Below are 13582 nucleotides of genomic sequence, written 5' to 3'. Positions count from 1 at the left end.
ATTGACTTGCTGAACAAAAGTTTTTAGCTCACCGGCTGCTTTTGCTGAATACTTTTAGCAATTTTGTAACAATCTTCTACATGTGCATCGGCAACTTTTTTCATGACCATATAGCCCAGACTTGCAGCAATAATTTGTCCACCTAAGGGAATAAATTTAGTCACCTGTTTGGTGATGACCTTGGCTACCACATTATTGAGGGACTTTTTGACCGCTGTACGCGCAACCACCAAACCGGAAAATTCCACGCCACGTTTGCGCAGTTCCTGCCAGTGTACTTGTTTGGTTTGCGGATCATAGACACTGATTTGTTCAGGAGCCAAACCAAAACGTGCATTCACTTCCGGAATGAGTTGTGACAAAATTCCGACATCGATGACCACATCGAGAAATGGAACAGGAATGACGGCTGCACCTGCAGAACAGTAAGCACGTTTTTTTACAAGTTCTAGGCATTCTTCCCGAATGCTTTCCAAGTTTAATTGGGGATCGATTGCGTCTGGAATTTTATCTATTTTCATCATGTAAATACCTTAAATTTCGTGTTATTTGTTCTATTCAACCATCATTAAGGTGTGAATTTCAAAGCATTTTTAAATTCAATGTCCAATTAAAAGTGACATAGACAGATGCAGATGTATAGTAAATAATCTTTATGCTTTTGTAGGCATTTCATTTTGCAAAAAAAACTGGAGAAAGTGAGTAATGGCCATTCATGTGATTCAAAGTCAGCGTATAGACGTGCTTGTGCACGCCATGCTGACGACCGTGAATAAGCCTGCCACCACACCTTTTCAGGTTCTGCAAAGTAAACATTTTATTGTACCGTCGCATGCAGTTGAAGTCTGGCTTACCCAGAAGCTGGCCGAACAAAAAGGCATCAGTGCCAATACCCAGTTCCATCACCGTATTCGTGGTTTGCAGTGGTCAGCCTATCAATGGGTGCTGACCGAACACAAAGAACAGGTCCGTAAAGCCAACATTCCCCGTATTATTATTAAGTGGCGCGTGTTTCAGGCACTGAAAGCCTTTATTCAGGCTGAACAAAATCCTCTGGCGCAGGATCATCCACTGCATCCCATCGTGCAGCGAATTTATGACAGTGCCGACCGTTTAGAACAAGGCATTGAAAAGCAGCTGAAAAAGCAGGGCATGTTGTACTGGGTTGCGGAACAGGTATCGCGCCTGTTCACGCATTACATGGAATATCGCGGACATTGCCAGAAAAACTGTCCGTCTCATAGTTGTAACTGCCAGACCAACTGGTTGCAGGCCTGGGGGCAGAACAGGGAACTGGCTATTGAGGACATGTTTTTTAAGACCAATAGCGAGATTTCCGAATTTACCCTAAATCAGGCCCGTGAGCTGGAAGCCTGGCAGCGCTGGTTGTGGCAGGAAGTGTTTCATCAGGACTTTGAACAGATGCAAAGTATTGATGCCATGTTCTGGGAGATTCTGGACAATCCGGTAACACGCAAAGCTGCATTAAAAAAATTGCCACGACAACTGGTGATTTTTACCTTGCTGGATTTACCGCCGATGCAGCTGGAGTTTGTCCGCCGTTTGGGGCAATACATCGATATTTATATTCTGCATTACAACCCATCGCAAGAATACTGGGCCGATAGCGTCGATCCGAACTGGAAAGCACGTTATGACGTGCGGGTCAAAGAACGCTTTATTGCCAAATATGAACAGCAGAACAACAGTAAAGCCAGTGATGCCGACATTGAAAAATTCTTTCAGGAATTTACTTTAAATTTCAACGCGGAACAGCGCGAGTCACGCCATCCTTTACTGACCCGTTTCGGTAAGCAGGCGCGAGATCATTTCTCTTTATTATCCAACTTGTCTTCAGGCGAAGATGGGGTCTGGGCAGATGCCTTTGTGGATGAGTATAAGGAAAATTTGCTGGGTAAAATCCAGTCTGACATTCTCTATCTGGTCGAACCGGAACAGCATCAATATGCGCTGGATGAACAGGATGATTCGATTCAGATTCATGTCTGTCATTCCAGTTTACGCCAGCTGGAAGTATTAAAAGAGCAACTGATTCACTGGTTGACACAGGGGACAAAAGATGTACCACGCCGGCCGAGTGATATTTTGGTGCTGAGCCCAAGTTTAAGCGAACTGGAGCCGTTGATCCGTAGCGTATTTGCCCCGCCGCCGAGTGAACGTGATCTGATTCAGCAAAAAACGGGCAGCAGTCATCAACTGTCCAAAGACAGTGTTTATTTACCGATTCAGATTGCCGGCGTGACCCAGCTGGATGCGCTAAATGCCTGGCGAGCGGTACTGGGACGCATTGAACTGATTCAAGGGCGTTTCAGCATTGAAGATTTTGCCGACTGGCTTAGTCTAAGTGCAACCCAGCAGCTCTACGGTTTAGACGTCAATTCCATTGAACGCATCACAGCATTGCTGATTGATGCCGGCTTTAAACGTGGGCTGGATGCGCAGCATTTAAAACGCAGCCTGTGCGAGGGCGATGAAGATTACCGTTTCAGTTTTAAATTTGCACTCGACCGGCTGGCACTGGGTATCGCCATTCCTGAACATACCTTATTTCAAAATACGCTCAGTTTTGCCCAAGTCTTGCCGAGTGATTTTGAGCTAATTGGCAAACTGATCCAGATTTATCAGGATTTTGATGTACGCCGTGACTGGATGATTGCCCATGAGCAAGGCAAAACCGTGCCGGTGGAGCAGTGGTTAAAATGCCTGATGCAGGATATTGCCGAATTTGAAGAAAGCGGTGTCGAATCTTTAGCAACTGTTTATAAAATTATTAAAAAGCAAGAGCGTATGTTGACGCTGGCCAGTTTCTACGATGAACATGATCATCATGCCTTACGTAGCTTGAGTTTACCCTTGCCTTATTTGCTGGCCGAAATTAACAATACCCTGGAAGCTCAGCTGGAACATGCCGAACCGACCGGACAGATTACCTTTAGCCAGATCGGGCAGATTCGTCCTGTGCCGTACAAGCTGATTGTGATGTTGGGACTGGACAGCGGTAAGTTTCCGAACCGGACCCAGCATTTGCCGTTTGACTTGATGGATTTGCTGAAACCTCAGTTGGGTGACCGTTCCCGTCTGGAGGATGATCAGGGCGCATTTTTAGATCACCTGCTGCTGGCGCAGGAGAACCTGTGGCTGTTTTATAATGGTTTCGACATTAACGATGGTGAAGTGCGTGATCCATCCACCGTGTTGCAGGAACTGGTGCAACATCTGGCTTTTATTGTGCAGAGCAAACAAGCGGACAATCAAGCCGATGCCACTGTAGAGATCAATGGCGTGGAAGTGCCTGAACAACTACGGTCGCTGTATCATGTGCATCCCTTATTGCCGTTTGATCCGGCAGGTTTTGAAAACAACAGACCTGTGCGTTATCAGGACCAGTGGTTTTGTGTGGCCGGGCAGATTCGCCATGCCACGGGCAAGCGAACGTCCTGGGTGAATACGCCTTATCAGCTGTTGCAACACGATATTCAGGTGCTGGACAGTCATCAGTGGATTCAGGATGTCACCTTTCCGGCACGTTTATATTTAAAAACCCTGGGGGTGGAAAACCTGCGTCCGGAAGATTTGCCTGCCGTGGATGAGCCTTTGTTATTAGATGGTTTGGGGCGCTATGCCGTGCGCCAGTTCCTGCAAAAGCAGGAAGGGCCAAGCAAGCCGGAATTACTGATGGATCAGCTACCGATTGGCAAGCTGAAACACAGTAGCTGGGAAATAAGCCTGGTAGAACAGCAGCGCCTGAAAGACCGTTTGCTGAAATATGCGACCGAAGTGACGCCTACTACACAGCAGGTCTGGAAGGTCAATGATCATGTTTATATGAACATCAGCCTACCCAAGCATGGTGCAGAAAAATGGGTCAGTCTGGATGCATCCAGTGCACGCGCCAAGCGTCGTGCCAAAGTCTGGCTGGAATATTTGCTCTGGCTGGCGTATTTGAACATGGGCGAGGGTGGTGAAAAACTGGCGCGGATTGTGGTGTTTAGTGACCGGACCCTCTTGTGTCATGGGGTAACTTCCAACAAGGCACGCGAGTGGCTGGATCATTGGCTGGCTGCCTGGAAATATGGACAGACCCAGCCGCTGGTTTTACCTGCAGCCTTGCTGCTGAAAATTGCTGAAAAAGACAAACAACATGACTGGCAGCCGAATGAACAGAATCAGATGTGTATTGATGATATGGACGTGATCTATAAAGACTGGCATGAAGATGGCAAGTTCAGCGGTTTTTCGGTGGCGGATAATGAAGCAACCAAAATGCACCGAGACTGGCAGTTTATTTTACAGGAACAGGATGCCACTGCATTGCTGGAAGATGCCTGTGCGCAATTTTCCTATCAGCTCTATCAACCGGTGTTCTGGCATCAACAAGTGATTGAAGAATAAACAATAAGATGAATCATCCTCAAACATTAACGGCCGTTTCCTTTCACCCGATTGTCGATATGCAATTCAAGGGTTTGCACTGGATTGAAGCTTCCGCAGGTACAGGCAAAACCTTCACCTTATCCAGTCTGATGGTGCGGATTTTTCTTGGACCATACTTGCCCAATCAGGTGATTGCCACCACCTTTACCCGTAAAGCGGCAGCCGAACTGAAAAACCGGATTCGGACACGTCTGGTAGAAACCCTACGCTATTTTGAACACTGTCAAAGCCTGACCGAAGCTGAGATTCAGGCCAAAATCGCGGCTGAAACCGATCCTTTGTTTCAGAAAGTTTTAAGCGACTATGCCATGCGGGTGGATTTTGCCCGTGAACGTTTAAAGCTGGTACTCGATCAGCTGGATGAGCTGTTTGTGGGTACGCTGGACAGTTTCAGCCAGAAATTGCTGCGCGAGTTTTCCTTTGAAAGTGGCAAGATTGAACGTGCCGATATCACCGATGATGCCAAAAGCTATACCTATCAGCTGATTCATGATGTGCTGCGTGAATGGATTCAGTCCCAGCCACAAAATGTGGTGGATTATTTGCTGCTCAATCAAAAGCTAAAATCTCAGGATGCCTATGTGCCGGTGGTGGAAAATAGCCTGAATTTTGCTTCGGCGCAGTTTCAGGAAGTCACTGCGCCAGAGCTGGACTTAAACCAGTTTGAACAACTGGTGGATGATTTTATTCAGCTAGATTTAAGCCTGATTGCCGGGTTGGGCGAATACTATCGGCCCGATGGACAACACCATGCCGTTATCGGCAAAAAGTGGCGCACCGATGGCTTGATGCAACGCACCTTGTGTGATGATTTGCCGGCCTTTATTCAGGCGCTGGCTGAACAGCGCTGCTATGCCTTATTTGCGCCGCATTTTGAAAAGACCCTGAAAAATCTCAGTGATCTGGCGACCAAAAAAGTCCTGAATAAATGTGCTGAAGATGTGCTGCATCAGTTTGAGCAGCATGGAGTAATTCAAAAACTCAAAGGTTTTTGCGAGGCTTTGTCCAAACTGAATCTGGATTTGGACCTGCTCGATGCCTATTTGAAATTTTATTTAAGTCGTGAAGTGAAAAAGCGCCTGCCGCAAGTGTTGCAGCAAAAAAGTGAAACCACCTTTGCCCAGCAAATCCGAACCTTGTCTGAAGCCTTGCAGGGTGAACAGGGGCTACGTTTTGCCAAATTTGTCCAGACCCATTATCCGCTTATTTTAGTCGATGAATTTCAGGATACCAATCAGGATCAGGACAACATGCTGGCGCGGATCTGGCGCGACCAGAAGCGTTATATGCAAGGCTGCATGATCATGGTCGGCGATCCGAAGCAGGCAATTTACGGCTTTCGCGGTGGCGACATGCTGACCTATAACAAGGCCCGTGCCGATGTACTGTCCAAACAGGGCCAGGAATACAGCCTGCGGCATAATCACCGTTCGGTGAAAGTGCTGGTGGAAGCGGTCGATGCCTTGTTTCAACGACAGATGGATTTTGGCGAACAGGTCAGTTACAGCCCGGTTCAGGCCGGTTCGCGTCCTCATCCGGCACTTATAGATGTGCATGGTGAGAATCACCAACCGCTGCGCTGGATTATGCTGCAAGATAAGAAACATGAACCGATTCAGGTCGCCTGGAAAATTCAGGATTTACTTAATCAGGGCATTGAAGAAAAGCTTTATCTGGCAGAAAAGTCCGGGCCCAAATATCTGCAGGAAAACGATATTGCGATTTTATCGAAAAACCATGATGGTCTTGATAAAGCCCAATATGAACTGGAGCGCTTAGGCATTCGGGTCAATCGTCCTTCCAAGCGCAGCGTGTTCGATCATCAGGTGGCCAAAGATGTCGGGGCGGTGCTCAGTGCCATCATGCATCCTTATGACGAAGGCAAAATTAAACGTGCCTTGCTGAGCCGTTTATTGGGCTTTAACTTACAACAGTTGATTCAGCTGGAAGCTCAGGCGGATGGCTTAAGCCAGTTTATTTACGACTTCGACTGCATTCGCGAAATGTGGCTGGAAAAAGGCTTTTTAACCGCCTGGCAATATTGCCTGAATCTGTTTCAGGTCTGGAAAAATCTGGTCGCAACCCAGAGCCGCGATAATGAACGTTGTGTGGTTAACTTGCGTCATTTGACCGAATTACTGAGTCAGCACAGTGAACAATATCAGGGTGCGCAAAAGCTTTATCACTGGTATTTAAAACAACTGCAATCTCCGGCAGAGCGGGAATGGGAACTGGAACGCAAACTGTCGAATGAGGCAGGGGTGCAGCTGATGACCATCCACCAGTCCAAAGGGCTGGAGTTTAAAATTGTCTTTTTGCTTGGGGCAGACAAAGATTTTAGGGAAATGAACAAGACCCTGAACTTTTCCACTGTGGATCATATTCATCCGGTCACAGGCAAAGTGGAAGTCCATCGTGTGGTTGCAGTCAATGACAAGAACCTGCTCGATCAAAATGCGATTGATCAGCACAATGCCCGTGCTGTGGCAGAGCAGCATAGGCTTTGGTACGTGGCACTGACTCGGGCTAGCCATCGGGTCTATGCTCTGTTGCAGGATCAGGAAGCTAAGTCCAGTCATGGCCTGGCCTTTTGGCGTGGAACAGACTTTGCCCATTCTGCCAGTGCCGACGAAGCCTTAATCAATGAAAGACCGGTCAAGCTGCAAGCCAAGCAGCAGGAACCGTTGCCTTTACAGGCACTGCAATTCCCGAGTCAGCGCTTTTATCCGCGTTCCAAAACCAGTTTCAGTGCCTTGGCCCAGCATTTAAGCCGTAAACAGGCTATGGATGCCTTGGCGGTCAATACCGAACAGTTGTCCAGTGCAGCTGATGAAATTCATGTGTTTGAACAGATTGAAATTGCATCAACCACACAGCCGCTTTCATGGATTAAACGCAATTTCCCGATGGGAACAGTGGCTGGAACTTTCCTGCATGAAATTTTTGAACATATCGATTTCCATGATCCGCAGGATTGGCCATTAGAAATTCGCCGTCGTTTTAAAAATGACTATCCCGGATTATGGACAGAACTGAGCGGCAAATATGAGCAAGAGTTTCAGCAAGTCGATGAAGAGCAGCTCATCAGCTGGATAGGAGAATGGCTGACAGAAGTTTTAACTACCCCTCTGCATCAAGGGTTCAAGCTGAATCAACTGGATGAAAATGAGCATTTAGCCGAATTTCCTTTTTATCTGTCCTTGTCGGATCATGTCTTGGCGATTCAGCGTATTCATCAGCTCTATGCAGAACACGGCATAGACATGCTGGACTTTAATCAGGCCAATTCTGCCCGTTACTTAACCGGTTCCATCGATCTGGTTTATTTTGATGGTCAGCAATATCATATTGCCGATTACAAAAGTAATTTTTTAGGCACCGATCAAGCACATTATGTTGCGCAGGAAATCAGACAAAGTATGTCACAAGCCAGTTACTGGTTACAGGCAGGTTTATATTTGGTAGCCTTGCACCGTTATTTAAGCGTGCAAATGCAGGACTATGACATTGAAAAACATTTGGGCGGCGCGAGCTATCTGTATTTGCGTGGCATGAACGGGCAAGCCGAACAGGGTTTTTATCACTGGAAGCCGAAGGCAGAATTTATTCTGCGTCTTGATGCAATTTTGGGCTATTTTGGTGAAGATAAAAGCAGCAAAATTGCCTGATGTAGTGAAATTAATGGCTTTTAAACAACAGATTGGGTTGTGGATAACTTTGAGGATAACTATGTGGAAAATAAACAATATAAAGATGACCAAAGCGCTGCATGGATCAGCACTTGGAGTCAGTTTATTTGCCAGCAGCCTTTTAGTGGTGCAGCGCAGGATGAAAATAGCAGCCACATTATCGGGCAGGTTCTGGAGGCTATTCAACAAGGGGACAGTTGTATTTCGGCAACAGCGCAACAGATTCAAACCCTGCATGATCTGGTGATTTCGGCTGAAAATATTGAAAAAAATATACAAGATCAGATCGCACCCTTTGTTTTCGATCAGCAGCATTTGTATTTATATCGTTACTGGGCGCTGGAGCAGTCGTTGGCCCGGCAAGTGGCACGTTTAAAACAGCAATCCATAGAAGCGGTGGATCTTTCTGCTTATCCGGACTTACTCAGCGATGAACACCAAATTGAAGCCTTGAGCATGGTGGCGAAGCAAGCCTTGAATATTATTACCGGTGGACCGGGGACGGGGAAGACCTATACTTTGGCACGTATTATTGCCGTGCTGAATCAGGCCATGCCAAATATCCGCATTGCCATGGCTGCACCGACCGGTAAGGCAGCACAGCGGATGAAAGAAGCGCTGCAAAACTCGCTGAATGATGAAAAACTTCAGGACCTAGTCAGTGATGAGTTAAAACAACTCCATCCGATTACCATTCACCGCTTATTGGGGCTGGGAAGTAACTATCAACCGCGCTTTCATGCCAAGCAGCCTTTGCCCTATGACGTGATTGTGGTGGATGAAGCATCCATGCTGGACCTAAGCCTGGCCACTATGCTGCTGTCTGCGGTGCCGGATCATGCTCGCCTGATTTTATTGGGAGATGCCAACCAGCTCGCTGCGGTCGATGTCGGCTCGGTATTGGCAGACTTACAACAGGTGCCGGCTTTGGCTGAAAATCGGGTCAATCTAGTCAATAGTCGCCGTTTTAAAGCCGGGGCGCTGATTGGACAGATGGCCGAATTTATTCAACTGCAACAGCCGGGGCAAAATAGTGCCGCCCTATTAGCCCAGTTTGCCGAGCAGATTGTGCAACCTGCTGAAATAAAAGCCATTGCCTTAAAGGCCGAAATGCAAGATCAAATTCAACTGGAATATCTTCCTGCCCACATGTCTACTCAATTTGACCGCACGGCCTATTACGACAAACTGATGCTGGGCTATCAGAATTATATTGCGGTGCTAAAAAGCTATTTAACCGCAGATGAGCCTGAACTTTGGGTGATGCAGGTGGTCAAGGTGTTTGATGATTACCGTATTTTGGCGGCTATCCGACATGGCGCCTTGGGGTTACGCCAGCTGAATATGCAAATGGAACAGCGCCTGCTGGAAGCCTTGGCATTGCATATGAGTAAACAGGGCGACTGGTATGTCGGCCGTCCGGTCATGATGACCTATAACGATTATCAGCTGGGCCTGTCGAATGGAGATATCGGGATCTGTTTTAAGCGCAGTCGGGATGCGCAGTCTCAGTTTGAAGTGTATTTTCCCAGTCTGGAAAAATGGGTACCTGCGACCCGCTTACCCAAAAGTATTGAAACGGCATTTGTGCTGACCATTCATAAATCGCAAGGTTCGGAATTTACCCATACCGCAGTGGTTTTAGATGAAGCTGCAAAAAATTTATTGAGTAAAGAATTACTGTATACGGCCATTACCCGTGCCAAGAAAGTAGTGAGTCTTTTGGTTGATCAAGAGGCTTTCATACCATCTTTAACCATTAAAACCATAAGAAAAAGCGGTCTGTTAGATAAAATAAATAATTTTCTAAATTATTAACAATAAATAAATAATTTTAATTTTTGTACGAAATTGCTTACATCGATTCGAGAAATTGCCGCATAGAGCTTTAACCATGTTTTTGAGATGATGGCTGCACATAAAAAGCTCGATACGGAAAGTTGGGCAAAATCGCCATAATATAATAATAATGTCGAAAGACAGCGAACTTACAGTGAAGTAAGGAAAAAGAGGAAACTTACAGCCGCTAAGCCTTGTAGTTTTGGGAGAGACTACAGGGCTTTTTTATATGCAAAAATGGACGATTTATTACAAAAATGATTGGCTGAAACAGCCACTATTCAGACGCAGGTATATAAGTAAAAATTAAATGTGGAGCAATATGACAGCTTTTGTATAAGTTAGATATTTTATTTAACCTTAAGTAATTAATTTTTAATAAATAGTGCTTATTTTATTGGTTACATGAAACATAAGAAATATTAATTAATGTACGAAAATGCTTACAAAGAGATACGAGAAAGTCCACTTTTTTACATAATGCTTTGTGGCAGAATCTACCACATAGGGAAGTAAAACTTCACACACGGAATGTTTATAATAATAAACGCGAACAGCGTAAATTATGACTATAAATAAAAGAATAATAATTAAAATAGAAGAAACTACAGCGCAAAAAAAAAAGCCCAAGCTCAGCTTGGGCTTTTTTTTATCTTATATGCATGAACAGAACATAAAAAATAAGGGCTTTGTTCAACTGGAAAAACAATTTGCACCGCGTCTTTTTCAGGGGAGGATTTAACCGGCAATGAATAAATTCAAAGCTCAAGCGATAAAATAAAAAAATGAAGCTTTTTCAATGAATTGATATTAAAAGATGAAAAGCAGTTTCTCTTTTTGCAATCCCCTGACTTTTCCCTTAAAATAACGCACTTGCTGTAGTGATGCACGGCAGTCAATTGAGAAATCAATTGATTTCTATCAAATGTAATTTTTAAGCATCTCGGAGAAATCGAATGGCTTTAACAAACGCAGATCGCGCAGAGATCGTTGCTAAATTTGCTCGCGCTGAAAACGACACTGGTTCACCTGAAGTTCAAGTAGCTCTTTTAACTGCCCAAATCAATGATTTGCAAGGTCACTTTAAAGAACACAAACACGACCACCATAGCCGTCGCGGTCTTATCCGTATGGTTAACCAACGTCGTAAGCTTCTTGACTACCTTAAAGGTAAAGACGCTACTCGTTACAGCGCTTTGATCGCTGCTTTAGGTTTACGTCGTTAATTCGATTAAACTTATTTTTTCGGACTATTGCATGTTAAGTGCCGTATTACTGAAAATTAAAGTATACCTGGCCTTGGTTAGGTAATGGGGAAGGGGCGATTGTTTCGCTCCTTCTTTGTGTTTAAAAATAGTGTATTCATACATTTTTATAGTCTAGTGAGGTCGGCTTCTAAGCTTTGTCATTTATGCAGTTGATGTGAATGCCAAACCTTAGGGGTCTCCACTAGAATAACTGTTCAAAAGAACTAGGAAAGAAAAATACATGTCAATGTTTAATATTGTTCGTAAAGAATTTCAATTCGGTCAACACAATGTAATCCTGGAAACAGGTCGTGTTGCTCGTCAAGCAAACACTGTAGTGATCACCATGGGTGGTGTACAGGTTCTTGTGGCTGTTGTGGCTCAACCTAAAGCAAAAGCAGGTCAAGACTTCTTCCCATTGACTGTTAACTACCAAGAAAAGCAATATGCTGCAGGTCGTATCCCGGGTGGTTATGGTAAGCGTGAAGGCCGTGCTTCTGAAGCTGAAACTTTAATTTCACGTCTGATTGACCGTCCAATTCGTCCGTTGTTCCCAGAAGGTTACTTCAACGAAATCCAAGTAACAGCAACTGTAATTTCATCTGACAAAACCATGGATGCTGACATTGCTGCAATGCTTGGTACTTCAGCTGCATTGTCTATCGCTGGTACGCCTTTCCGTGGTCCAATCGGTGGCGCGCGCGTTGGTTTAATCAACGGTGAATACATCCTTAACCCGAATCTTGAACAATTGAAAGAGTCAGATCTTGATCTTGTTGTTGCGGGTACAGAATCTGCAGTATTGATGGTTGAATCTGAAGCGAAAGAACTTTCAGAAGACCAAATGCTAGGCGCTGTGCTTTTCGGTCATGACGAAATGCAAATCGCGATCCAGGCGATCAAAGAATTTGCTGCAGCAGCGGGTGCAACTGAGTCAACTTGGGTTGCTCCTGTTAAAAATGAAGAACTTCTTGCTCAATTAAAAGCGGCATTCGAAGCGAAAATCTCTGAAGCATACACAATTGCTGTTAAACACGAACGTTATGCAGCGCTTGATGCACTTCAAGAAGAAGCATTGGCTCAATTCGTTCCTGAAAATGACGAAACTGGCATTGCTGACGAAGTAAACGAATTATTCGAAGACTTAAAATACCGCACAGTACGTGACAACATCTTGTCTGGTAAGCCACGTATTGATGGTCGTGATACTAAAACTGTCCGTGCAATCGACGTACAAGTGGGTGTATTAGGTCGTGCTCACGGTTCTGCATTGTTCACACGTGGTGAAACTCAAGCCTTGGTAACAACGACGTTGGGTAATACTCGTGATGCATTGATGGTTGATACCCTTGCAGGTACCAAAACTGATAACTTCATGTTGCACTACAACTTCCCTGCATACTCTGTAGGTGAAACTGGTCGTGAATCTGGTCCTAAACGTCGTGAAATTGGTCACGGTCGTCTAGCGCGTCGTGGTGTTCAAGCCGTTCTTCCTGCAGCTGACCGCTTCCCGTACGTGATCCGTATCGTATCTGACATCACTGAATCTAACGGTTCATCTTCAATGGCTTCTGTATGTGGTGCTTCTCTATCACTTATGGACGCAGGTGTTCCACTTAAAGCACCAGTTGCGGGTATCGCGATGGGTCTAGTAAAAGAAGGCGAACGTTTCGCAGTTCTTTCTGACATCTTGGGTGACGAAGACCACCTTGGCGACATGGACTTTAAAGTAGCAGGTTCTGCAAACGGTATTACTGCACTTCAAATGGACATCAAGATCGAAGGGATCACTGAAGAGATCATGGAATCTGCATTGAACCAAGCGTATGCTGGTCGTATGCACATCCTGAACGAAATGAACCAAGTGATTTCACGCGCTCGTCCAGAAATTTCTATGCACGCGCCTACATTCCAAGTGATCAACATCAACCCTGACAAGATCCGTGATGTCATTGGTAAAGGCGGCGCGACTATTCGTGCAATCACTGAAGAAACTAAAGCTGCAATCGATATCGAAGATAACGGTACAGTTCGCGTATTTGGTGAAACCAAAGCTGCTGCTTCTGCTGCAGTTGCAAAAATTCAGGCGCTTACTGCTGAAATCGAACCAGGTACAATCTATACGGGTAAAGTAATTCGTATCGTTGAATTCGGTGCGTTCGTAAACATCCTTCCTGGTACTGATGGTTTACTTCACATCTCTCAAATTTCAAATGAACGTATTGCAAACGTTTCAGACGTATTGTCTGAAGGTCAAGAAATCAAAGTTCAGGTTGCTGACGTTGATAACCGTGGTCGTATCAAATTGACGATGAAAGACATCGAACAAGCTTAATGGTTTGAGTATTCACA

General features: G+C 45.2%; 6 protein-coding genes. 5 read left to right on the top strand and 1 reads right to left on the bottom strand.

The window, feature by feature from the left end; all coding sequences use genetic code 11:
* Positions 1-23 precede the first annotated feature (23 nt).
* On the bottom strand, positions 24-521 hold the full coding sequence (locus tag B9T26_RS09595) for a hypothetical protein (protein ID WP_086199577.1): 498 nt from the start codon (positions 519-521) through the stop codon (positions 24-26).
* A 184-nt stretch (positions 522-705) separates the two neighbouring features.
* Between B9T26_RS09595 and B9T26_RS09590 the strand changes: the two genes are divergently transcribed.
* The 5 genes from B9T26_RS09590 (at position 706) to pnp (ending at position 13565) form a co-directional block, all read left to right on the top strand.
* Positions 706-4413: an exodeoxyribonuclease V subunit gamma gene (locus tag B9T26_RS09590; protein WP_086199485.1), complete on the top strand. Its 3708-nt coding sequence runs from the start codon at positions 706-708 to the stop codon at positions 4411-4413.
* A gap of 8 nt (positions 4414-4421) precedes the next feature.
* Entirely contained in the window at positions 4422-8123 is a 3702-nt protein-coding gene (locus B9T26_RS09585) for a UvrD-helicase domain-containing protein (protein WP_086199484.1), read from the top strand.
* 63 nt (positions 8124-8186) lie between these two features.
* The gene (recD, locus tag B9T26_RS09580; RefSeq protein WP_205666413.1) at positions 8187-9962 is read left to right on the top strand and encodes an exodeoxyribonuclease V subunit alpha; all 1776 of its coding nucleotides are present in this window, start codon (positions 8187-8189) and stop codon (positions 9960-9962) included.
* Between the two features lie 977 nt (positions 9963-10939).
* A complete protein-coding gene (gene rpsO / locus B9T26_RS09575; protein ID WP_005007057.1) occupies positions 10940-11209 on the top strand; it encodes a 30S ribosomal protein S15 in 270 nt (89 codons plus the stop codon).
* A gap of 268 nt (positions 11210-11477) precedes the next feature.
* Entirely contained in the window at positions 11478-13565 is a 2088-nt protein-coding gene (pnp, locus tag B9T26_RS09570) for a polyribonucleotide nucleotidyltransferase (protein WP_171262980.1), read from the top strand.
* Positions 13566-13582: the final 17 nt, after the last annotated feature.

It is taken from the genome of Acinetobacter sp. ANC 4169 (assembly GCF_002135355.1).
Lineage (GTDB): Bacteria > Pseudomonadota > Gammaproteobacteria > Pseudomonadales > Moraxellaceae > Acinetobacter.
This window is presented reverse-complemented; position numbering and strand designations above follow the sequence as displayed.